This window comes from Pseudomonas sp. ACN8, from assembly GCF_002303925.1.
Classification (GTDB): Bacteria; Pseudomonadota; Gammaproteobacteria; order Pseudomonadales; family Pseudomonadaceae; genus Aquipseudomonas.
In genome coordinates, this window is the sequence record NZ_MRCS01000007.1 from 1 (window position 1) to 22,884 (window position 22,884).

The window sequence follows — 22,884 nt, forward strand, 5'->3', positions numbered from 1 at the left end:
TGTTGCCGACAAAACCGTCACACACCACCACATCCGCTTCGCCACGGTACAAACCGTCGCCCTCGATAAAGCCGATGTAATTGATACCACGGGCGCCTTGCAACAAAGTCGCTGCCAGCTTGACCTGTTGATTACCCTTGATGTCTTCGGTGCCGATGTTCAGCAACGCCACCCGCGGACGGATTATGCCCAGGGTCTCCGCTGCCACCGAGCCCATGACCGCAAACTGCAACAGATGCTCGGCACTGCAATCGACATTGGCGCCCAGGTCAAGCAACTGGCAGTAACCCTTTTGTGTCGGAATCGCCGCCACCATGGCCGGACGATCAATGCCCGGCAGGGTCTTGAGCACGAAACGCGACAACGCCATCAGCGCGCCGGTATTACCGGCACTGACACAGGCCTGGACCTTGCCGTCGCGCAACAACTCAAGCGCCACGCGCATCGACGAGTCGGGCTTGCCACGCAGGGCCTGGGCAGGTTTTTCGTCCATGGTGATGACTTCGGACGCCGGCGTAATCGACAGGCGCGCGCGATCCACAGCCGGATAGCCAGCGATCAGTTCTTCAAGAAGGGAGGGTTGACCGACGAGGGTCAGGTGCAGCGAGGGTGTAGCAGACAGGCAGGCAAGGCTGGCCTGGACAATGCTGCGGGGACCGAAGTCCCCGCCCATTGCGTCAATCGCGATGACTTGAGCGGACAAGTGATTACTCGTCAGCGCCCTTGTCGATCACTTTACGGCCACGGTATACGCCTTCTGGCGATACGTGGTGACGCAGGTGAACTTCACCGGTGGTTTTTTCTACAGACAGGGTGCTAGCCTCGAGAGCGTCGTGCGAACGGCGCATGTCACGGGCAGAGCGGGATTTTTTGTTCTGCTGAACAGCCATAATTGATTAACTCCTAAACGTTTGGGTCACGCTTTAACTGCGCCAATACACTGAACGGGTTGGACCGCGTTACCTCGTCCTCGCTCGGTTCGGGCTCATCTGCTCCCGCCGGCTGCTGGCATTCTTCCGGATGATGAGCAGGCACAATGGGCAAGGCGAGCAGAAGCTCCTCCTCGATCAGTGACTGCAGATCCAAAGGATCTTCGCCCAGTTCCAGCACGTCATAACCTTTCGGCAACGACTGGGTATTCGCACCCTCCTTCACCACAGCGTAACTGCATTCGCTATGGATCGGCAGGGTGACCAGCTCAAGACAACGCTGGCAAACCATTTTGACTTCAGTGTCGATAAAGCTGTGGATGACCACAGATTTACGTTCATCTCGTTCAAAAACGAATTTAGCCTGCACCGTACCGACATTGTCGGAAAGCGGGTCGCAGAGTCTCTCCAAATCGGCCAGCAGCATTTCACCTTGAAGGGTGGTGCCACGATCAGCCAATTTGCGCGGGTCAACGTGAGGTGGAATCGGGTCATTCAACATAGGCGCAGCATTATAGGGATGCACCCGCCCATGTCAAAGGAAATTCAGCCCTGTCCGTCACTTGGAAGCCTCGCTAGAATTCGCGCACGCCTTATGGAGTTGCGCATGCTGCCTTTATTACTCGCTTCCAGCTCGGCCTATCGCCGGGAATTACTGACCCGCCTGCAGCTGCCTTTCACTTGCAGCTCGCCGGATATCGACGAAAGCCAGCGCCCGGGCGAGTCCGCCATCGAGCTGGTCAAACGCCTCGCCGAAGAGAAAGCCCGTGCCCTGGCCGACCGCCATACCGCTCATCTGATAATCGGCTCCGACCAGGTCGCCGTGCTGGGAGAGCGGATTATCGGCAAGCCCCACACGTTCGAAAAAGCACGCGAACAACTGCTGGCCGCCAGCGGCGCCAGCGTGACGTTCCTGACCGGCCTGGCCCTGCTCAACAGCCAGACAGGGCACTGCCAGGTCGATTGCGTGCCGTTCACCGTAAACATGCGCACACTCGACGCACCGCGCATCGAACGCTACCTGCACGCCGAGCAACCCTACGACTGCGCAGGCAGCTTCAAGGCCGAAGGCCTGGGGGTCAGCCTGTTTCGCAGCACCGAGGGCCCCGACGCCACCAGCCTGATCGGTCTGCCGCTGATTCGCCTGATCGACATGTTGCTGACCGAAGGCGTACAGGTTCCTTGAATCCCGATACTAAAAAACCGGCCACGCAGGCCGGTTTTTCATGTCGTTTCAGAATCAGCGCAGCGACGGACCGCTAAACCCCATCCACATCGCCAAATGCTCAGCCACGCTGGCACCGAGCTTTTTCGAGAAGCGGTCGAATGGCGACTCCTGAACGGTGAAGTCCACCAGCTCTTTCTCGCCGATCACATCCCGCGCAACCGAACTGGCATTACCCAGCCCATCGATCAGCCCCAGCGGCAGCGCCTGCTCGCCGGACCAGACCAGGCCGGAGAACAGCTCCGGATGCTCCTTATCCTTCAGGCGATCGCCGCGCCCCTGCTTGACGCTATTGATGAACTGCTTGTGGGTCGTATCGAGTACGCCCTGCCAGAAGGCAGTTTCTTCCGGCTTCTGCGGCTGGAACGGATCAAGGAACGACTTGTGCTCGCCAGAAGTGTAGGTGCGACGCTCGACGCCCAGTTTCTCCATGGTACCGACAAAACCATAACCGGCCGCCGTCACACCAATGGAGCCGACCAGGCTCGCCTTGTCGGCGTAGATCTGATCTGCCGCGCTGGCAATGTAGTAAGCACCGGAAGCCCCCAAGTCGGAAATGACCGCATAGAGCTTGATGTCCGGATGCAGGCCGCGCAGGCGACGGATCTCGTCATAGACATAACCCGACTGCACCGGGCTGCCGCCCGGGCTGTTGATGCGCAGGACGACGCCCTTGACCTTCTTGTCCTCGAAAGCCGCGCGCAGACTGCCAACGATATTGTCCGCGCTGGCCGACTCCTTGTCGGCAATCACACCTGTCACGTCGATCAACGCCGTGTAATTGGCACTGAGGGTCGCAGCCTTTTCCATATCTATCAGCGGCGAAAACAGCGCAATTGCGCCGAACAGATACACAAAAATCAGAAATTTGAAGAATATCCCCCAGCGACGGGACCGACGCTGCTCCTGTATACCGGCCAGCAGCGTCTTTTCCAGCAGCTTCCAGCTTCTGTCGTCACCGCTCTCTGCGCTCGCCTTGGCGGGCGCCTTCCATTCGTCGGTCATGCCATCCACCCCACAAACAACCGGTTAAGCCTGCTGACTCAGCCAGGCATGCAATTCTGAAAAACGATCGATGGCCAGTCGCGGCTCATACAACTTCAACGCATCGATCGTTTGAGCGCCATAGCTGACGGCCACCGAGCCCATGCCGGCGTTGCGCGCCATCTGCAAATCAAAGGACGAATCGCCGACCATCAACGCCTGTTCCGGGCGAACCTCGCAATGGGCGAGAATTTGTTCGAGCATCAGCGGATGGGGCTTGCTGGCGGTCTCGTCGGCGGCACGAGTGATATCGAAGTAATTCTCCCAGCCATGGGACTTCAACACCCGATCCAGCCCGCGACGAGCCTTGCCGGTCGCCACAGCCAGATGATAGCCCTCGGCACGAAATGCCTCGAGCGATTCGACCACACCTTCGAACAGCGGCGAAGGCACAGCCTCCGACGCAATGTAATGCTCAGCATAGTGCTCGCGGAACGCGATCAGCTGGGCATCGCCGATTTCGGGGTACAGGGTGCGGATCGCTTCCGGCAAGCCCAGGCCGATGATGCCCTTGACAGCCAGGTCATCGCACAGCTCAAAGCCGGAACGCCGGGAGGCGACGTGCATCGCCTCGACAATCCGGCCAATGGAATCGGCCAGGGTGCCGTCCCAATCGAAGATCAGCAGCTTGTAATCAGATGGGCGCACTCAATCGCTCCACGGTTTTGGCCCACATCTCGTCGACCGGCGCTTGCAGCTTCAGTTCACCGCCATCGGGGAGTGGCACGGTCAGCATGTAGGCGTGCAGGAACAGGCGCTTGCCACCCAGATCGCGAATTTCCTTACTGAAATCGTCATCGCCGTACTTGGTGTCACCGGCAATGCAGTGACCGGCGTGCAAGGTGTGGACGCGAATCTGGTGGGTGCGACCGGTGATCGGCTTGGCTTCGATCAAGGTGGCAAAGTCGCCAAAACGCCGCAGGACCTTGAACACGGTCACAGACTCCTTGCCCTCCTCCTCGTCGACCTCGACCATACGCTCGCCGGAGCGCAGATTGCTCTTGCCGAGCGACGCCCGGACTTGCTTGATCGAGGACGCCCAGTTACCGCGAACCAGCGCCATATAACGCTTATCGACGCCATCGCCGCGCAAGGCCGTGTGCAAGTGACGCAGCATGCTGCGCTTCTTGGCGATCATCAACAGGCCGGACGTATCACGGTCAAGACGATGAACCAGTTCGAGCTCCTTGCAATCGGGGCGCAACTGACGAAAGGCTTCGATCACTCCGTAATTCAAGCCGCTGCCGCCGTGAACGGCGATGCCGCAAGGCTTGTTGATCACGATCAGCGCCTTGTCTTCGAAGACAATCGAGGCTTCGAGTCGCTGCAGCAGGCCTTGAGCCAGTGGTACCGGCTCGTCGCGCTCAGGCACACGAACCGGCGGTACGCGCACGATATCGCCCGCCTGCAGCTTGTACTCGGGCTTGATCCGACCTTTGTTCACGCGCACTTCGCCCTTGCGCAAAATGCGGTAAATCAAGGTCTTGGGCACGCCTTTGAGTCGGGCGAGAAGGAAATTATCAATGCGCTGGCCGGCATATTCCGGCGAGACCTCAAGCAGTTGTACGCTTGGAGTCGGGAGGGTAGTCGTCGTCATGGCGCGGATGATAACAATTTTTTATGGAATTGAAGCACTTAATCATTGCTGCTATAGTCGCGAACGTCGCCAAAAGCGGCCTGGACAGCGGACCAACGGTCAAAAACCGGCCCTGACCAACGCAATTCACCAGGACGCGAGGCCGTCCTACGGGGCTTTCGCTACGTAACGGTGGAGTTTGCAGGTGTAACGAGCGCAGGTGACATGAGGCCTGAATCACGCCACAAAACAGAGTTTTCCACTCGTTTTGCGCGCCATATTCACGGCCAGTTCACAAAGTGCAGTCAGCTGCGAATGACCCCGAGCGAAGGCATCGGAAACAACGCCTAAATTAGCCATGATGCGTGACCTCCCCTTTCGGAGCTCACGGTAAATGCCAACCCGCTGCGGATTCTGCGCGCGGCAGCACCCGAATTATCAGGGATACGTGTAGGGTGGAGATGCACAACCGCCGGACTGTGTAGCAACAGGCTTTCTCAAGACGCTTCATCTCGTCCACAGCCGCTGGTTGATTCCTCCTCCTGACTGAGTGCTTAAGTAGCCACAGCAAGCAGGACGCGTACGTCGCGATGAAGGCCCACATTGGCCGGACTTCGCTGGACACGGGAAATGGCCAACCACTCCCGACGCACCTGACACCGACCGTGAGAAGTCGTGTGTGCCGAACGCCGTTTCCGGCAGCCCGGAAACCGACGGTACTACATGAAAAGAATGCTGATTAACGCAACTCAACCCGAAGAGTTGCGTGTTGCACTGGTAGATGGCCAGCGCCTCTACGACCTGGACATCGAATCCGGTGCACGCGAGCAGAAGAAGGCCAACATCTATAAAGGCCGGATTACTCGCATCGAACCAAGCCTCGAGGCTGCCTTTGTCGATTTCGGCTCTGAGCGCCACGGCTTCCTGCCCCTCAAAGAAATCTCCCGCGAATACTTCAAGAAAGCCCCGGAAGGCCGCGTCAACATCAAGGACGTCCTGAGCGAAGGCCAGGAAGTCATCGTTCAGGTCGAAAAAGAAGAACGTGGCAACAAGGGCGCCGCCCTGACCACCTTCATCAGCCTGGCCGGTCGTTACCTGGTGCTGATGCCGAACAACCCGCGTGCCGGCGGTATTTCCCGTCGCATCGAAGGTGAAGAGCGCAACGAACTGCGTGAAGCCCTGAACGGCCTGGTTGCCCCGGCCGACATGGGTCTGATCGTGCGCACTGCCGGCCTTGGCCGCAGCAGCGAAGAAATGCAGTGGGACCTCGACTACCTGCTGCAACTGTGGACCGCCATCAAAGAAGCCTCGCTGGATCGTTCCGCACCGTTCCTGATCTACCAGGAAAGCAACGTGATCATCCGCGCGATCCGCGACTACCTGCGCCAGGACATCGGCGAAGTGCTGATCGACAGCGTTGAAGCCCAGGACGAAGCCCTGACCTTCATCCGCCAGGTGATGCCGCAGTACGCCAGCAAGATCAAGCTGTACGAAGACAGCGTTCCGCTGTTCAACCGCTTCCAGATCGAAAGCCAGATCGAAACCGCCTTCCAGCGCGTTGTCGAACTGCCTTCCGGCGGCTCCATCGTTATCGATCCGACCGAGGCCCTGGTGTCCATCGACATCAACTCGGCGCGCGCCACCAAAGGCAGCGACATCGAAGAAACCGCGCTGCAAACCAACCTTGAAGCGGCCGAGGAAATCGCCCGTCAGTTGCGCCTGCGCGACATCGGCGGTCTGATCGTCATCGACTTCATCGACATGACCCCTGCCAAGAACCAGCGCGCCGTGGAAGAGAAAGTCCGCGAATGCCTGGAAGCCGACCGCGCCCGCGTGCAAGTCGGTCGCATCTCGCGCTTCGGCCTGCTGGAAATGTCCCGTCAGCGCCTGCGTCCTTCCCTGGGCGAAAGCAGCGGCATCGTCTGCCCGCGTTGCAACGGCACCGGCATCATCCGTGACGTTGAATCGCTGTCCCTGGCGATCCTGCGCCTGATCGAAGAAGAAGCCCTGAAAGACCGTACCGCCGAAGTTCGTGCACAAGTGCCGATCCCGGTGGCCGCTTTCCTGCTCAACGAAAAGCGCAACTCGATCACCAAGATCGAACTGCGCACCCGCGCCCGCATCGTCATCCTGCCGAACGATCACCTCGAAACTCCGCACTTCGAAGTGCAGCGCCTGCGTGATGACAGCCCGGAAGCCGCGACCAATCAGTCCAGCTACGAAATCGCCGCTGCCGCTGCCGAAGTCGAGGAAGTCCAGCCAGCCGCCGCGACCCGCACCCTGGTTCGCCAGGAAGCCGCGGTCAAGACGGCCCCGGCCCGCGCCAACGCTCCGGTGCCGACCGAAGTGACCGCTCCGGCTCCTGCTCCGGTTGCAGTGCCTGAGCCAAGCCTGTTCAAAGGCCTGGTGAAGTCGCTGGTGAGCCTGTTCGCCACCAAGGAAGAGCCTGTAGCTCCGGTTTTGGTTGAAAAACCTGCGACCACCGAGCGTCCGGCCCGCAACGAAGAGCGTCGCAACGGTCGCCAGCAGAGCCGCAACCGTAACGGTCGCCGCGATGAAGAGCGCAAACCTCGCGAAGAGCGTGCACCGCGTGAAGAACGCGCACCACGCGAGCCGCGTGAAGAGCGTCAGCCACGTGAAGTGCGCGAGCCTCGCGAAACCCGCGAAGAAACGCCGGCAGTAGCCCGCGAAGAACGCGCACCACGCGCGCCTCGTGAAGAACGTGCACCGCGCGCTCCGCGTGAAGATCGCAAGCCACGTGGCGAGCGTGAAGAGCGCGTTCGTGAACTGCGCGAGCCACTGGATGCAGCTCCGACTGCTCCGGCTGCTCCGGCCGCCGCTGCCACCGCTGAAGAGCGTCCAGCTCGCCAGCCGCGTGAAGAACGCGCTCCACGCCCACCGCGTGAAGAACGTCAGCCACGTGCCGAACAAGCTGCCGCAGCCGCAACCGAAGAAGAACTGGTCACCAACGAAGAGCAACTGCAGGAAGACGGCCAGGAAGGCGCCGAAGGCGATCGTCCACGCCGCCGCTCCCGTGGTCAGCGTCGTCGCAGCAACCGTCGCGAGCGTCAGCGTGACGCCAACGGCAACGTGATCGAAGGTTCGGAAGAATCCGAGTCCGGCGAAAACGCTGAAGCGCCAAGCACTGCCGATCTGGCCGCCGGCCTGGCTGTCACCGCAGCCGTTGCCAGCAGCGTGATCAGCGCTCCAGCCGAAGCTGAGGCCAACGTGCAAGCCGAACGCGCCACTGCCGCGACCCTGGAACCGGCTCCGGTTGAAGCGCCAGTCGTTGAAGCGACCACACCGGTCGAAGTCACCGCCTCGCCGGAAATCGAAGTGGCGTCTGCGCCGGAAGCTCAGCCTGCTGTTGAAGCGGCTGCCGAGCCAGCGCCAGTGGTAGAAGCACCTGCTGAGGCTGCAGAAGCGGTTGTTGAGACCGTGACTGAAACCGTGCGTGAAGTTCGCGAAGAACAAACCGCATTCAACTGGGTTGCCGAGCCAGCCGTCGCTGAAGCCGCTGCACCTGCCGCTGAAGCCCAAGTGGCTGAAGCCATGGTTTCCGAGCCGGTGGTTACCGCCGCGGAACCGGCCCCAGCGCCAGTCGTTGAAGCTCCGGTCGTTGCCGAGGCACCAGCTCCGGTAGTCGAAACTCCTGCCAGCGCCCTGACGCCAAGTGGCCGTGCGCCTAACGACCCGCGTGAAGTGCGTCGTCGCAAGCGTGAAGCCGAGCGTCTGCAGAAGGAAGCTGAACTGGCTGCCGCTGCGGCTCCAGCTCAAGCGGTTGTCGCTGCCGAGCCTGCACCGGTTGCTGCTGAAGTGGTTGAGGCAGCTCCTGCCCCTGAGGCGGCTGCCGAGCCGGCTGAGTCGGTGATCCACGAAGCACCGCGCTCCGTTCAGGAAGCGGTAGAGCAAGCCGAGGAAAAAGAGCACGAGACTAAACCTCTCGTCTGATTCCATCGGCCACTAAAAAGCCCCGCCTGGTGATCCCAGGCGGGGCTTTTTTATATCCGGACTTCACAACAATCCATTGTAGGAGCGAGCCTGCTCGCGATGGCGGTGGATCAGATTGCATCTCTGTTGGATGCCAGATCGCTATCGCGAGCAGGCTCGCTCCTACGGGGATCCAGGTTGATCTGTGGATCTATGCGGGGCTAAAGATCAATGCCTGCGGCACATCCACATCCCACAACACACCGGGATCCGCTACTGCCACCTCAACCACCCGCCCTTGGGCAAACAGCGGTTTGGCACCGCGATCCCCCGACAATGCCGTCAACCCCGCCGCGAAGTCCCGTCCGAACCCGACCGGATGCCCATACTCACCGCCCTGCACGGGCACGCTGATACGGTCATCGCCAATACCCGCCGCCACTTGCTCGATACTGTATGGCAGGATGAACGGCATATCCCCCAGCACCATCAGCCAGCCATCAAGCTGCTTGCAGGCAGCGACTCCTGCGGCAATGCTGTCACCCATTCCCGTCGATTCGATCAGCACAATCTCGCAGCCATAGGCCTGAGCCATGCGAATCACCTGCGGGCGGTCAGCCGTGGTCACCAGTACGCGTTTGTCCAGCGCCGCCGGCAGGTTGACCAACGTGTGCTCGATGACGGACCGCACCACGCCGTCACGCCCGGTGCAATCGGCCACCAATTTATCCTTTTCGTCACCCGCCGCCTGACGAAAGCGGCTGCCCTGCCCCGCCGCCAACACGATGACGCCAATGGACTCGCTCATACGCTCTCCCGCACGGCTTTCTTCTGCTTCAGTTCGATGCCGTTTTTGACCGCCACGATTTCCGCCATGAGCGACAAGGCAATTTCCGCCGGATTATGACTGCCGATGTGCAAACCGATCGGACCATGCAAGCGGTCAATCGCCGCTTGCGACAAGCCCAGTTGAGCCAGGTTTTCCCGACGTTTCTGGCTGTTGACTCGCGATCCCAGCGCCCCGACGTAAAAAGCCCTGGAATCCAGGGCCGTGAGCAGCGCCATGTCGTCCAGACGTGGATCATGGGTCAAGGCCACGATCGCCGTGCGTTCATCGGTCTGAATGTTCAATACCGCCTCATCCGGCATGCCCGAAACGAACCGTCCGTGCTGCTCCTCCCAGCCGTAGACGAATTCGCTGCGCGGATCGCAAATCAGCACCTCGAAATCCAGCAGCCGGGCCATTTCCGCCACAAAGCGCGACAACTGCCCCGCGCCGATCAGCAGCAAGCGCCAGCGCGGGCCATAGATCGCCCGCAAGGTCTGTCCGTCGAACGTCAACACGTCAGCTTTACTGGCCGGCAGCAAAAGCACTTTGCCGGTGGTCAGGTTCAGTTCACGGGCAACGATTTCATGGGCCTCGCAACGGGCGAGCAAATGCTCGACCCAACCCCCATCGTCGATACGCTCCTCGGTCAAGCGCAAGGTGCCACCGCAGGGCAAGCCGAAACGTGCGGCCTCCTCGCGGGTCACGCCGTACGTGATCAGTTGCACCGGTGGGCCGTCAAGTGCGAGGCGCCCGTCGTGCAGCCGGGCGATCAAGTCATCTTCGACACACCCACCCGAGACCGAACCAATCACCATGCCGTCTTCACGCAGCGCCAGCATGGCGCCGGGTGCCCGGGGCGCGGTGCCCCAGGTTTCGACCACGCTGTACAACACCACCCGCTGACCGGCGCGATGCCATTGCAACACGCTGCGCAGGACGTTCAGATCAGCGCTGTCCATCAGGCGCCTGCCTTCTGCCAGCCCGACAGCTGATAACGAACCGGCAGATTGCGGATGCGTTTGCCGGTGGCAGCAAAGATCGCATTGCACAGTGCCGGCGCAATCGGTGGTACGCCCGGTTCACCCACACCGCCCAATGGTACGTTGCCCGGCGGCGTCACCAGATGCACCGCCACTTCTTTCGGCGCCAGGGACATGCGCGCCACTTCGTACATGTGGAAGTTATCCTGCTGGACCTTGCCGTCCTTGAAGCTGATTTCCCCCAGCACCGCATTACCCAGCCCCATGACGCAGGCGCCCTCGAACTGCGCGCGAATCCGCTCGGGGTTGATCTGCGGACCGCAATCGACAGCAATGTCGGCCTTGTGCACCACCAGCGTACCGTCGTCCTTGACCTCAACTTCGATCACCGCCGCCACATAGGTCACGAAGCTGTAATGCACCGCCAGGCCCAGGCCGCGCCCCTTGGGCAACTCACGCCCCCAACCGGCAGCTTTGGCGGCGGTCTCCAGTACCGTGCGCAGGCGCGCGGTATCGATCGGATAACGCTCGGGGGATTCGCCGTAGTTCCACTCTTCACTCAAGGTGCGCGGATCGATCTGACGGTCCGGGCCGAGCAATCTGATCTGGTACTTCAGCGGATCCTGCCCGGCCTTGTGCGCCAGTTCATCGATAAAGCTCTGGATCGCGAAGCCATGGGGAATGTTCGACACCGAGCGATACCAACCCACCCGGGTATGCACCGTTGCCTCGGGGTTTTCCAGGCGAATGTTGGGGATCGCATAGGCCATGTTGGTGAAGCCCATGCCCAGCTCGAACGCCGCCTCATGGTTCATGCCCGGCGCAAACAACGCGGTGATGCTCGGCGCCACCGTACGGTGCAACCAGCCGGACGGCAGGCCATCCTTGTTCAGGCTGGCCTTGAGGTATTCGGCCGACACGGTATGGAAGTAGGAACAGTGGATGTCGTCTTCACGGGTCCATTGCACCCGCACTGCTTTTCCGGGAAATTCCTTGGCGAGGACAGCGGCCTCGATGATGAAGTCCGGTTTGGACTTGCGCCCGAATCCGCCACCGAGCAGGGTCACGTTGAACGTGACCTTGTCGAACGGCAGGCCCAGACGCTCGCCGATTCGCTCCCGGCTGACCTGCGGCGCCTGGCTTGGCCCCCAGGCTTCACACGCACCGTCCTTGAATCGCGCAATGGCGACCATCGGCTCCATCGGTGACTGTGACAGATGCGGCAAGTAGTAGGAGGCTTCCAGGGTGCTATCGGCGCTGGCCAAGGCCTGATCGATGTTGCCGGTATTGCGCACCACTTTGCCGGGTTTGAGCGAGGCGGCTTCGAGTTCCTTGCGATAGGCAATCGAGTCGTAGCTGGCGTTGGGGCCGTCGTCCCATTCGATTTTCAGTGCCTCGCGGCCCTTGATCGCCGCCCAGGTATTGTTCGCCACCACGGCGATGCCGCCCAGGGGTTGGAACTCCGAAGGCAAAGGCCGGCTTTCGATCTGCAGCACCTTGACCACGCCGGGGACTTTCATCGCCGCGCTGCCATCGAAGCTTTTGACCTTGCCGCCATACACCGAGGGCCTTGCAATGGTCGCGTACAGCATGCCGTCGAAATGCACGTCGGCACCGTACACCGCACGACCGTTGACGATGTCTTCTCCGTCGATGGCCTTGGTGCCTTCCTTGCCGATGTAACGGAATTGCGCGGGTTCCTTGAGTTTCAGGCTGTCGCGGGCCGGAACCGGCAAGGCGCTTGCGGCGGAAGCCAGAGCGCCATATCCGAGCTCGCGGCCTGAAGGCTCATGGACGACTTTGTGCAGTTTCGCGTGACACTCACCGACCGGCACTTTCCATTGTGCGGCGGCGGCCTGTTCGAGCATGGTTCGCGCAGCGGCACCGCAACGGCGCATCGGCTCATACCAGTGACGCATGCTGCGCGAGCCGTCGGTGTCCTGATTGCCGAAGCGTACTTCATCGCCAGGGGCCTGCTGCACCTTGACCATCGCCCAGTCGGCTTCCAGTTCATCGGCCACCACCATGGTCAGGCTGGTGCGTACGCCCTGGCCCATTTCCGAACGGTTGCAGATCACGGTGACCGTGCCATCGGCGGCAATGCTCACATAGACTTTCGGATCGTCAACCCAGCCGTGAGGCATGCCGTCGGCGCCGAACTTCTTCTCTTTCTCTTCGGCAAACGCGTCCTGCCAGCCCCAACTCGCGGCGACCACCAGCGCACCGGTCGCCCCCACGCCCTTGAGAAAACCACGGCGACTGAGATTACTCAGGGCGAAATCATTCGGTAACCGGCTCATGCCTTAGCCTCCTTCAGGTGAGTGGAAGCCTGGCGGATCGCGGTCTTGATGCGGTTGTAGGTGCCGCAGCGGCAGATGTTGCCGACCATGGCCTCTTCTATCTGTTCGTCGCTCGGGTTCGGGTTGGTCTTGAGCAGCGCCGTCGCCGACATGATTTGCCCGCCCTGGCAGAAACCGCATTGGGCCACTGCCGTGTCGAGCCAGGCTTGCTGCACGACTTTGCCGATCGGGTCGGCATGCAGGTTGTCGATGGTGCTGACATTCTGCCCGACGACTGAACCGATGGGCGTGATGCAACTGCGTGCCGGGGCCCCTTCGATATGAATGGTGCAGGCGCCGCACAGGCCCATGCCGCAGCCGAATTTGGTGCCGTTGTAACCGGCCACGTCGCGGATCGCCCAGAGCAGCGGCATGTCCTCGGTGACGTCGAGTTGATGGTCTTGACCATTGAGTTTCAGGGTAATCATGGGCACGCCCGCATAGGTCTTGAGTTATGGGGTCGAGCAATCTGCCGCTGGATCTCAGGCTTTGCGACGTAGGGTCGCACGCAGATCGACTCAGGCTAATAGGCTCTCTTGTGCGGACGCAAACGGTCTGCACCGGGCCTTTGGTGGAGCAAGAGTGTGCATCGTTAGCTGACTAAGTTAACCGAGCATTAACAAAAAAGCCCTGCACAATAAACATTGTGCAGGGCTTGATCCGTCTCGAAAGCTTAGCTCAATAGCGGTTCGGCTCCATTTCCAGATCGACATGGAAACGCTCGAAAATGTCTTTCTGGATGCGTTGTGCCAGATTCAGCAATTGCAGGCCCGTCGCGCCGCCATAGTTGACCAGCACCAGCGCCTGCAATCTATGCACGCCAGCATCGGCCTCACGGAAACCTTTCCACCCTGCCCGCTCGATCAGCCAACCGGCGGCCAGTTTCATCTGCCCGTCGGGTTGCGCATAGGCCACCAGGTCGGGGTATTCGCCCTTGAGTCGTGCAGCCAGCACCGCCGACACCAAAGGGTTCTTGAAGAAGCTGCCGGCATTGCCGAGTACGGCCGGGTCCGGAAGTTTTTCGTTGCGGATGCTGCAAATGGCCTGGCTGACATCGCTGGCGGTCGGATGCTCGATGCCTTGTTCGTTCAGGCGCTGGCGCACCGGGCCGTACTCCAGATGCAGATGCGCGGCGCGGTCGAGGGCGAAACGCACACGCAGGATCAACCAACGCCCCGGCTCCTGCTTGAACAGGCTGTCGCGGTAGGCGAAGTTGCACTCTTGCAGTGTGAAGTCGCGCAGTTCGCCGGTCTGGCGATCAAGGGCGGTCAGGCCGGCGAATACGTCCTTGATCTCGACCCCATAAGCGCCGATGTTTTGCATTGGCGCTGCACCGACGGTGCCGGGAATCAGGCTGAGGTTTTCCAGACCGGAGAGCCCGAGGGACAGTGTGTGTTGTACAAATGGGTGCCACGGCTCACCCGCCTCGGCCTCGATCACCACGTTGCCACCCTCATCGCTCAGCACGCGAATCCCGCGCGTGGCCATGCGCAGCACCAATGAATCGATATCCGCCGTCAGTAGCAGGTTGCTGCCGCCGCCGATCACCAGCACCGGGACCTCGTGTTCCAGTCCATAGGCCAGGGCTTCGCGCACATCGGCGTCGCTATGGGCCTCGGCAAACAGCCGGGCCTGGACATCCACGCCAAAGCTGTTGAACGGCTTGAGCGAAACCTGCGATTGAACCTGCAAACTCATAACCGTCCCTTCAATTCGATCACCAGCAAATCACTGGCGTGTTCGATCAAATCCAACACCTGCTCGAAACCCTGATCGCCGTCGTAATACGGATCCGGGACCTCGTCGATTTCCGACTGATAACGACGCAGGAACAGGTCGAGTTCGGCCTTGCCCTTGGCTGGCTGCAAGGCCTTGAGGTTGCGCAGGTTGCCGTTGTCCATCGCCAGGATCAGGTCGTAGGTGGCGAAATCGGCACGGCTGACTTGCTGGGCGCGCTGGGCGGACAAGTCATAACCGCGCAGCTTTGCCGCGGCCTGACTGCGCTTGTCCGGCGCCTTGCCGACATGCCAGTCGCCGGTGCCGGCGGAAGCCACTTCAACCTGATCGGCCAGGCCAGCCTCGCGCAGCTTATGCCGCAGCACGCCTTCGGCCGTGGGTGAACGGCAGATGTTGCCCAGGCAGACAAACAGAACCCGCATCACGCCTCCAGCAGGCGACGAACGCGCTCAAGGTCTTCAACGGTATCGACGCCAGCGGGCGGCGCGATCAGTGCGTCGGCCACGTGGATCCGCACGCCATGCCACAGGGCACGCAGCTGTTCCAGGCACTCGGTGTTTTCCAGCCAGCATGGGCCCCAGCTGACGAAGTCCTGCAGGAAACCGGCGCGGTAGGCATAGATGCCGATATGGCGGCGGTACGGCACACCTTCGGGCAACTGCTCAGGGTTCACGGCGAAGGCATCCCGCGCCCAGGGCAAGGTGGAACGGCTGAACGTCAGCGCCAGGCCATTGAGGTCGCTGACGACCTTGACCACGTTGGGATTGAACAGGGTGGCCGCGTCTTCGATCGGCTCGGCCAGGGTGGCCATGCGCGCTTCGGCGTGGGCCGCCAGATTGGCGGCGACCTGATCGATGACGCTCGGCGGGATCAGCGGCTCGTCGCCCTGGACGTTGACCACGATGGCGTCGGGCGCCAGGCCCAGCTTCATCGCGACTTCGGCCAGGCGATCGGTACCGGAGTTGTGATCTTCACGGGTCAACACCACTTCGGCGCCAAAGCCTTTGCAGGCCTCGACGATGCGCGCGTCGTCGGTGGCCACCACTACCCGCTCGGCGCTGCTTTTGCTCGCCTGTTCCCAGACGTGCTGGATCATCGGCTTGCCGGCGATCAGCAGCATCGGCTTGCCCGGCAGGCGGGTGGAGGCGTAACGCGATGGAATGACGACGGTAAAGGCTGTGGTCATTTATCCAGGCGCTCGTCGGTGGTCAGGGTGCGCGCTTCGGATTCGAGCATCACCGGGATGCCGTCGCGAATCGGGTAGGCCAGGCCTGCACCCTTGCTGATCAGCTCGGTCTTGTCGGCGCTGAGCTTGAGCGGGCCTTTGCAGACCGGGCAAGCGAGGATATCGAGCAATTTGGTGTCCATGAGCATTCCCTGAAAAAACGGAGTTAAGGCAACAAACGAGCCGGCAGCAGGCGCATCAGCTGTGTGTCGAACCAGGCCACGAAGGCCGGCGACGGCACGGCATCGACCGCCAGGTACCACCAGTCGGCGGCGGCAAAGGCACGGCATTTCACCGCGTCCTTTTCCGTCATCACCAACGGCAATGACGGCGTGAAATTCAACGCCTGCACGCTGTATTCGGCGTGGTCGGCAAACGCATGTGGAACCGGCTGCCAGTGTAGCGTTTCGAGGGTCTTGAAGAAACGTTGCGGATTGCCGATGCCGGCCACCGCGTGCAGGGCCTGGCCGCTGGGGAAATGGTCGAGGGGACGCCGTTCGCCGTTGCGCAGGTTGACCAGCGCGGTGGGTTGCAACTGAAATGCAAATCCATTATCGCGGTCAGCGGTGGCACCGTTATAGAGCACCGCGTCGACGCTTTGCAGGCGCTCGACCGGTTCGCGCAATGGCCCGGCAGGCAGGCAACGGCGATTGCCCAGGCCGCGGGCGGCGTCGATCAGCACCAGTTCCAGGTCGCGGGCCAGGCGGTAGTGCTGCATGCCGTCGTCGGACAGGATCAGGTCCAGCGACTCTCTGGCCAGCAAGGCTTTGACGGCGTTGCTGCGATTGGGGTCGATCATCAGCGGCACGCCCGTGCGCTGGACGATCAGCAACGGCTCGTCACCGGCGATGTCGGCGCTCTGCCCGGCCTCGACCCGCCACGGCAACTGCGGCGGTTTGGCGCCGTAACCCCGGCTGACCACGCCGACCCGCAGGCCGCTGCGCTGGCAGTGCTCGATCATCCACAGAATCAGCGGTGTCTTGCCGGTACCACCCACAGTGATGTTGCCGACCACGATCAGCGGCACCGGCGGCTGATAGATCTCGCCCTCACCCGCAAGAAAGCGCTTGCGCTTGTTCATGACCACGCGCCGGTACAGCCATTCCAATGGCTGCAACAGCTTCAGGGCCGGATGACCTGCGTACCACGCGGCGAGCAATCGATCGGACATGGCCATCAGGGCGCCGGGGGCGCCGCCTCGATGGTGGTCATGCGCAAATGACTGAAGCCGAGTTTGCCGGCCGCATCCATGGCCGTCACCACGGACTGATGCGCAGTCTTGCCGTCAGCGCTGATGGACAGCGGTCGGCTGGTGTCGCCGTTGGCTGCTTTTTGCAGCGCGTCCATCAGCGAAGCCAGGTCGCTTTTCGGCAAAATCTGGTTGTTCACCGAGAACACGCCGTCGGCACTGATGGCGATGTCCAATGGCTTGCTCTGATCGTCGGCCGGTGCGCCACTGACCGCTTCCGGCAGATCGACGCGCAACTGGGTTTCACGGGTGAAGGTGGTGGTCACGACAAAAAACAGCAGCAGGATAAACACCACGTCGATCAGCGACGCGAGGTTGATGTCCACCGTTTCCCGTGGTTTGCGGCGGAATTTCACGCTTTGCCCTCGGCCAGGTCCACGTCGCGGTCGCCTTGCACTACCTCGACCAGTTTGATCGCTTCCTGCTCCATCCCTACCACCAGCTCATCGATCCGGCGTTGCAGGAATCGATGGAAGAATACCGCCGGGATACCGACCATCAAACCGGCAGCCGTGGTGATCAGGGCCTTGGAAATACCACCGGCCAGCACCGAAGCGTTGGTGGTCATGCCATTGCCGGTAAACGCGCTGAAAATATCGATCATGCCCAGCACGGTACCGAGCAAGCCCAGCAACGGGGCCATGGCAGCAATGGTGCCGAGGGCATTGATGTAACGTTCCAGATCGTGGATGACTCGCGCGGCCGCCTCTTCGATGCACTCTTTCATGATCTCGCGACCATGCTTGGAGTTGGCAAGGCCCGCGGCGAGGATTTCACCCAGCGGCGAGTTGGCGCGCAGTTCCTTGAGTCTGTCTTTGTTGAGTTTCTTGTCCTTGATCCAGACCCAGACCTGCCCGAGCAAATGCTCAGGGGTCACGCGGCTGGCCCGCAGGGTCCACAGACGTTCGGCAACGATCGCCATGGCCGCGATGGAACTCAAAATGATCGGCAACATCATCCAGCCGCCGGATTTGACCAATTCCCACACAGTGACAGCCCCCTCGAAAAAGTGCGCCACTCTAACATAGGGGGTTGAAGCACCGAAAACCGTGATGTCGCAACCGGTCGGGCCTTGATAAGGCTCGATTATGGGCTCGAAGGTGGCGGATCACGCCAGAAACGCCGTTCCTGGCGCATTGACCACGGCGGCTCGAAGCGTCCCAGTTGCAGACGAATGGCACCCTGTTCGACGCTGTCGTAGATCGCCATTCCACGTTTTTGATAACGCGCGATGACCATCGCATGCGGATGGCCAAACGAATTGCCCTGCCCGCGGGAAATCAGCGCACCTTTGGGTTGCAGAACATCCAATAGTGCATTGGACGACGAACTGCGACTGCCGTGGTGTGGCGCCTGCAGCCAATCGGTGGGCACGGCCAGCGGGCTGTCCAGCAGGGCTCTCTCGGCGGCGGCATCGATGTCGCCACTCAACAGCAACCGTTCGCCATTGGCCTCGATCAACAAGACACATGAATTCTGGTTGCTGTCGCCGGCCAACGGCCAGTGCCAGAGCTGAAAATCGACTTCATCCCAGGTCCATTGCCGACCGCTCTCACAGCTCCCGGCTTGCAATTGCGCTGGCAAGTCTGACGGTTCGCCACTGACCACCTGCTTCACCGGCAAGCCCCTGGCAACCGCCGGGGCACCGCCGGCATGATCGGCATGGGCGTGGCTGATCAGCATCATGTCGAGCCCCTTCACTCCCAGTTTGCGCAATGCCGGCAACACCACTCGTTCCCCTTGGTCGAGCTCACCGAAACGCGGTCCGGCGTCATACAGCAACGTGTGATGCCGAGTGCGCACCAGGATCGCCAGGCCCTGCCCCACGTCCAGTTGCCAGACTTCGGCCCTGCCCTCCTGCAACAACGGCCTGGGCGAAAAAACCAGCATCAACAGCATGGGCCAGCCTAACGGGCGCATCGGCAAGCCTCGCGGCAGCAATAGCAAAAAAGCACCAATGGCACCGATTATCCAGGCCCATAGCGGGACCGCCGCGGGCACCCACGCGGGAACCTGACCGGAGACGACCCCCAACGCCCTGAACCACCATTCGATCAGGCCGCCCGCCAGCCACAGCAATTTCTCACCCACGTATGGCACCGGCAACAACAGCGTCCCGAGCAATGCCGGTGGCAGGACCACCAGACTGATCCAGGGCACCGCGAACAAATTGGCCAGCGGCCCGCTGAGACTGATCGGCAACCCCAGTGTCAGTAACAACGGACACAATCCGATTGCAATCAGCCACTGGGCACGGGTCCAGGTCTGCCACCAACGCCACGGCCCCAAACGTCCGCCGAAGGTCAGTATCAAGACTGCGACGGCCGCGAAAGACAGCCAAAAACCAGGCTGGAGACTCGCCAGCGGCTCCAGCAGCAAAATGCCGTTGAGTGCCAACAACAGTGGCCACCATGCACCGAGATGACGGAACCGCAGACGCCACAACAACACCATTGCGATCATCAGGCAGGCCCGCCGCACCGGCACCTCGAAACCGGCCAGCATCCCGTAACCGAGCGCAGCGGCGAATGCCAGGCCACACGCCCAGGGCAACCATGGCAGACGGTTCGGCCATAACCCGAAGCGGGCCAGGCCGGCGATCAGCAGATACACGACGCCCGCCAGCAACCCGATGTGCTGCCCGGAAATCACCAACAGATGCACCGTGCCGGTGTCCTGCAATACCTGCCAGTCTTCGCGACTCAACCCGGCACCGTCCCCGAGCACCAATGCCGTCAGCGCACCGTTTCGCCCTTGGGCATCCACCGCCAGCAAACGCTGACGGATTGCATCGCGCCAGGCCCATCGCGCTGGCGCAAGGCGTTCGCCCTGCTTGATTGTCCCGGTGGCCCCGATGCGTTGCGCCAGCAACCAGGCCTGGTAGTCGAAGGCCTGCGGATTGAGGAGCCCGACCGGGCGCTTCAACTTGACTGCCAGACGCCAGCGCTCGCCGCTGTTCACCGGCGGCCCGCCATACCAGGCCAGACGCATTTGCCGCGGCAGCCGGGTACGTCGGGACTGGATATCGGTCAATTCGAATCGCACGACACCATCGTCATGCCGGGGCAAGCCCGTAACCCGCCCTTCGACCCAACGAGTTTCTCCGTCCAGCGCCGGCGGTAACCGATCATCGAGCGCCCACTGCGCATTCACGCAGGCCCAACTCAAGCCGAACAAGTAAAACGCCACCGGAAAAGTCCTGAACGGCAGCAACATCAAACCCGCCACCGGCATCGCCAACCACAACCAGACAGGCGGTAATGCCGGTAAAAAACGCAAGGTCAACAGACCCAACGCCAGCGCCATCATCCCTGTGCGCATAAGCCCGTCCTTGAAAGTCCCTTGCAAGGCTTAGCCCACCCGTCGCGTGGGCGTCGTTATCAATTGTCACAAAGTCTGAATGGGCAGTTCATGGAATCCAGACATACTTGTCGCCTTGACCGACCGAGAAGCCTTATGCCCCGGCGCTTATTCAAACGCTACATGCCAGACCCGATGAGCATCAGGGAACACAAATCCTTACGCTTTCTCGGCACGCTGCTGCATGACCCAAACCTGTGGCACCTCAACCGCCACTCCGTTGCCCGCGCCATGGCGGTGGGCCTGTTCGCTGCTTTCCTGCCGATCCCGCTGCAGATGCTGCTGGCGGCAATCCTCGCCATCATCGTGCGCGGCAACATGCCGATTGCCGTGAGCCTGGTCTGGCTGACCAACCCGATTACCATGCCGGCCGTGTTCTTTTGCACATACCAGACCGGCGCCTGGCTGATGGATGTCCCTGCCCGGACGTTGCCGGACTCGCTGACCTGGGAATGGATCAGGGGCGAAATCTCGACCTTGTGGCAACCATTTCTGCTGGGCTCGGTAGTGACGGGGCTGGCACTCGGTGCACTGGCCTACTTTCTGGTCATGATGTATTGGCGCTGGTGGGTGGCCAGGCAGTGGAAGCGGCGCAAGAAGAGCCGGATGTGAGCATGCAAAACGGCCTCCACTTGGGAGGCCGTTTTTTTGCGGTGTCTGAACTAAAGCTATCGCGAGCAGGCTCGCTCCTACAAGGGTTTGCTGCGGGTCAGGTACGCATCCCGCGGCCACTTACCAGCAACCGCGCACTACCGAGATACAGCACCACGGTCGCCACCAGCATGAAGGCGATGGCCACGCTGATGCGGATATCCGAAACGCCCAGGATGCCGTAGCGGAACGCGTTGACCATGTGCAACACCGGGTTGGCCAGGGACACGGTCTGCCAGAACGGCGGCAGCAAGGTGATCGAGTAGAAGACCCCGCCCAGGTAGGTCAGTGGCGTCAGCACGAAAGTCGGAATGATCGAAATGTCATCGAAGTTGCGGGCAAACACGGCGTTGATGAAGCCCAGCAGCGAGAAGATCGTCGCGGTCAGCACCACCACCAGAATGGTCACGCCCAGGTGATGCACCTGCAAGTGGGTGAAGAACAGCGACAGCAGGGTCACGATGATCCCCACCATCAACCCGCGCAGCACACCGCCCAGGGTGTAGCCGATCAGAATGGTGTGCGGCGACAGCGGCGAGACCATCAGTTCTTCAATGGACCGCTGGAACTTGCTGCCGAAGAAACTCGACACCACGTTGCCGTAGGAGTTGGTGATCACCGACATCATGATCAGCCCCGGCACGATGTACTCCATGTAAGTGAAGCCACCCATGTCGCCGATCTGCCGACCGATCAGATTACCGAAGATCACGAAGTACAAAACCATGGTGATCGCGGGTGGCAGCAGGGTCTGCGGCCAGATCCGGGTGAAACGCCGGACTTCACGGTAAACGATGGTGTTGAGGGCAACGAGGTTGGGGCGCAGCTCGGAACTCATACCGCCACCTTCGACAGATTTTTCTCCACCAGGGACACGAACAACTCCTCGAGGCGATTGGTTTTGTTACGCAGGCTCAGCACTTCGATGTTCTGCTGCGCCAACTGAGTGAACAGCGCGGTGATGCCCATGGACTTGTCCACCTGGACTTCCAGGGTGTGGCCGTCGATCAGCCGGGACGGGTAGCCGAGCAACTGAGGCGCCACTTGCAACGTGTTCTTCATATCCAGCAGGAACGTTTCCACATGCAATTGGCTGAGCAACTGCTTCATGCTGGTGTTCTCGACGATGATGCCGTGGTCGATGATGCCGATGTTGCGGCACAGCTGTTCAGCCTCTTCCAGGTAGTGGGTAGTGAGGATGATGGTGATGCCTTTCTGGTTCAGCTCGGTGAGGAAACTCCACATCGAGCGACGCAGTTCGATGTCCACCCCGGCGGTCGGTTCGTCGAGGATCAGCAGACGCGGTTCATGAACCAGCGCGCGGGCGATCATCAGGCGACGCTTCATGCCGCCGGACAATGAGCGCGACGGCACGTCCTTCTTGTCCCACAGGCCGAGCTGGGTCAGGTACTGCTCGGCGCGTTCCTTGGCGATTTTCGCCGGGATGCCGTAGTAGCCGGCCTGGGTCACAACGATGTCGAAGGTCTTTTCGAACTGGTTGAAGTTGAATTCCTGAGGCACCACGCCGATGGAGCGCTTGAGCTGCGCAGGATTCCTGTCCAGGTCGTGACCGAAGATATTCACCGTGCCGCTGGTCTTGTTCACCAGGGTCGAGAGGATGCCGATGGTCGTGGATTTGCCGGCGCCGTTGGGGCCGAGCAAAGCGAAAAAGTCACCTTCGGCGACATCCAGATCGATACCACTCAGGGCCTGGAAACCGTTGCCGTAGGTTTTGGTTAGCTGCCGGATGGACAGAGCGGAACTCATATCTGATTTACGCACCAAGAAGGGAAGAAAGGAGTAAGTATGG

23 protein-coding genes are annotated in these 22,884 nt (G+C 61.1%); 3 read left to right on the forward strand and 20 right to left on the reverse strand.

Features of this window, described 5'->3' with window-relative positions; genetic code table 11:
• From plsX to BSF44_RS05335, 3 genes are all read right to left on the reverse strand, one after another.
• On the reverse strand, positions 1-703 hold a 703-nt coding region (gene plsX / locus BSF44_RS05325), incomplete at its 3' end, for a phosphate acyltransferase PlsX (protein ID WP_371918221.1).
• 4 nt (positions 704-707) lie between these two features.
• Positions 708-890 (reverse strand): 50S ribosomal protein L32, encoded by a 183-nt coding sequence (gene rpmF / locus BSF44_RS05330; protein WP_003179396.1) that lies wholly within the window; start codon positions 888-890, stop codon positions 708-710.
• A gap of 13 nt (positions 891-903) precedes the next feature.
• The gene (locus BSF44_RS05335) at positions 904-1,431 is read right to left on the reverse strand and encodes a YceD family protein (RefSeq protein WP_007942001.1); all 528 of its coding nucleotides are present in this window, start codon (positions 1,429-1,431) and stop codon (positions 904-906) included.
• Between the two features lie 105 nt (positions 1,432-1,536).
• Here BSF44_RS05335 and BSF44_RS05340 point away from each other — a divergent pair, with 105 nt between their 5' ends.
• Complete coding sequence (locus BSF44_RS05340; RefSeq protein WP_095942599.1) at positions 1,537-2,115, forward strand: nucleoside triphosphate pyrophosphatase; 579 nt, start codon at positions 1,537-1,539, stop codon at positions 2,113-2,115.
• 54 nt (positions 2,116-2,169) lie between these two features.
• Here the strand turns inward: BSF44_RS05340 and BSF44_RS05345 are convergent, their stop codons facing one another.
• The 3 genes from BSF44_RS05345 to rluC are packed head-to-tail and all read right to left on the reverse strand — an operon-like array spanning position 2,170 to position 4,795.
• Positions 2,170-3,159, reverse strand: a complete 990-nt coding sequence (locus BSF44_RS05345) for a S49 family peptidase (protein ID WP_095942600.1) — start codon at positions 3,157-3,159, stop codon at positions 2,170-2,172.
• A 24-nt stretch (positions 3,160-3,183) separates the two neighbouring features.
• Complete coding sequence (locus BSF44_RS05350) at positions 3,184-3,846, reverse strand: HAD-IA family hydrolase (RefSeq protein ID WP_095942601.1); 663 nt, start codon at positions 3,844-3,846, stop codon at positions 3,184-3,186.
• Complete coding sequence (gene rluC / locus BSF44_RS05355; RefSeq protein ID WP_095942602.1) at positions 3,833-4,795, reverse strand: 23S rRNA pseudouridine(955/2504/2580) synthase RluC; 963 nt, start codon at positions 4,793-4,795, stop codon at positions 3,833-3,835. The genes BSF44_RS05350 and rluC overlap by 14 nt, the downstream gene beginning before the upstream one ends.
• 702 nt (positions 4,796-5,497) lie before the next feature.
• On the opposite strand from rluC, the gene rne reads away from it, so the two are divergent.
• On the forward strand, positions 5,498-8,725 hold the full coding sequence (gene rne, locus BSF44_RS05360; protein ID WP_095942603.1) for a ribonuclease E: 3,228 nt from the start codon (positions 5,498-5,500) through the stop codon (positions 8,723-8,725).
• A 190-nt stretch (positions 8,726-8,915) separates the two neighbouring features.
• Here the strand turns inward: rne and BSF44_RS05365 are convergent, their stop codons facing one another.
• From BSF44_RS05365 to BSF44_RS05420, 12 genes are all read right to left on the reverse strand, one after another.
• Complete coding sequence (locus tag BSF44_RS05365; RefSeq protein ID WP_095942604.1) at positions 8,916-9,512, reverse strand: NTP transferase domain-containing protein; 597 nt, start codon at positions 9,510-9,512, stop codon at positions 8,916-8,918.
• Entirely contained in the window at positions 9,509-10,492 is a 984-nt protein-coding gene (locus BSF44_RS05370) for an XdhC family protein (RefSeq protein ID WP_095942605.1), read from the reverse strand. The genes BSF44_RS05365 and BSF44_RS05370 overlap by 4 nt, the downstream gene beginning before the upstream one ends.
• Positions 10,492-12,813, reverse strand: coding sequence for a xanthine dehydrogenase family protein molybdopterin-binding subunit (locus tag BSF44_RS05375; RefSeq protein ID WP_095942606.1), 2,322 nt, complete (start codon positions 12,811-12,813; stop codon positions 10,492-10,494). Before BSF44_RS05375 ends, BSF44_RS05370 begins: the two co-directional genes overlap by 1 nt.
• Positions 12,810-13,280 (reverse strand): (2Fe-2S)-binding protein, encoded by a 471-nt coding sequence (locus BSF44_RS05380; protein WP_008046998.1) that lies wholly within the window; start codon positions 13,278-13,280, stop codon positions 12,810-12,812. Before BSF44_RS05380 ends, BSF44_RS05375 begins: the two co-directional genes overlap by 4 nt.
• A 250-nt stretch (positions 13,281-13,530) precedes the next feature.
• The gene (gene murB, locus BSF44_RS05385) at positions 13,531-14,550 is read right to left on the reverse strand and encodes a UDP-N-acetylmuramate dehydrogenase (RefSeq protein ID WP_095942607.1); all 1,020 of its coding nucleotides are present in this window, start codon (positions 14,548-14,550) and stop codon (positions 13,531-13,533) included.
• Positions 14,547-15,011 (reverse strand): low molecular weight protein-tyrosine-phosphatase, encoded by a 465-nt coding sequence (locus tag BSF44_RS05390; RefSeq protein WP_095942608.1) that lies wholly within the window; start codon positions 15,009-15,011, stop codon positions 14,547-14,549. Before BSF44_RS05390 ends, murB begins: the two co-directional genes overlap by 4 nt.
• Entirely contained in the window at positions 15,011-15,775 is a 765-nt protein-coding gene (gene kdsB / locus BSF44_RS05395; RefSeq protein WP_095942609.1) for a 3-deoxy-manno-octulosonate cytidylyltransferase, read from the reverse strand. The genes BSF44_RS05390 and kdsB overlap by 1 nt, the downstream gene beginning before the upstream one ends.
• Positions 15,772-15,957 (reverse strand): Trm112 family protein, encoded by a 186-nt coding sequence (locus tag BSF44_RS05400; RefSeq protein WP_003179363.1) that lies wholly within the window; start codon positions 15,955-15,957, stop codon positions 15,772-15,774. Before BSF44_RS05400 ends, kdsB begins: the two co-directional genes overlap by 4 nt.
• Before the next feature lie 23 nt (positions 15,958-15,980).
• Positions 15,981-16,991: a tetraacyldisaccharide 4'-kinase gene (lpxK, locus tag BSF44_RS05405; RefSeq protein WP_095942610.1), complete on the reverse strand. Its 1,011-nt coding sequence runs from the start codon at positions 16,989-16,991 to the stop codon at positions 15,981-15,983.
• Positions 16,991-17,419 (reverse strand): biopolymer transporter ExbD, encoded by a 429-nt coding sequence (locus BSF44_RS05410; protein ID WP_095942611.1) that lies wholly within the window; start codon positions 17,417-17,419, stop codon positions 16,991-16,993. Before BSF44_RS05410 ends, lpxK begins: the two co-directional genes overlap by 1 nt.
• On the reverse strand, positions 17,416-18,051 hold the full coding sequence (locus BSF44_RS05415) for a MotA/TolQ/ExbB proton channel family protein (protein ID WP_056855950.1): 636 nt from the start codon (positions 18,049-18,051) through the stop codon (positions 17,416-17,418). Before BSF44_RS05415 ends, BSF44_RS05410 begins: the two co-directional genes overlap by 4 nt.
• A 98-nt stretch (positions 18,052-18,149) precedes the next feature.
• Positions 18,150-20,384 carry a DNA internalization-related competence protein ComEC/Rec2 gene (locus BSF44_RS05420; protein ID WP_095942613.1) on the reverse strand — a complete coding sequence of 745 codons (2,235 nt, stop codon included), beginning with the start codon at positions 20,382-20,384 and terminating at the stop codon, positions 18,150-18,152.
• A 135-nt stretch (positions 20,385-20,519) separates the two neighbouring features.
• On the opposite strand from BSF44_RS05420, the gene BSF44_RS05425 reads away from it, so the two are divergent.
• Complete coding sequence (locus BSF44_RS05425; protein WP_095942614.1) at positions 20,520-21,035, forward strand: DUF2062 domain-containing protein; 516 nt, start codon at positions 20,520-20,522, stop codon at positions 21,033-21,035.
• A gap of 97 nt (positions 21,036-21,132) precedes the next feature.
• Here BSF44_RS05425 and BSF44_RS05430 read toward each other — a convergent pair whose 3' ends face one another.
• Together BSF44_RS05430 and BSF44_RS05435 are read right to left on the reverse strand one after the other, a co-directional pair.
• Positions 21,133-21,912 (reverse strand): ABC transporter permease, encoded by a 780-nt coding sequence (locus BSF44_RS05430; RefSeq protein WP_008054107.1) that lies wholly within the window; start codon positions 21,910-21,912, stop codon positions 21,133-21,135.
• Positions 21,909-22,841: an ABC transporter ATP-binding protein gene (locus tag BSF44_RS05435; RefSeq protein WP_095942615.1), complete on the reverse strand. Its 933-nt coding sequence runs from the start codon at positions 22,839-22,841 to the stop codon at positions 21,909-21,911. The genes BSF44_RS05430 and BSF44_RS05435 overlap by 4 nt, the downstream gene beginning before the upstream one ends.
• Positions 22,842-22,884 lie beyond the last annotated feature (43 nt).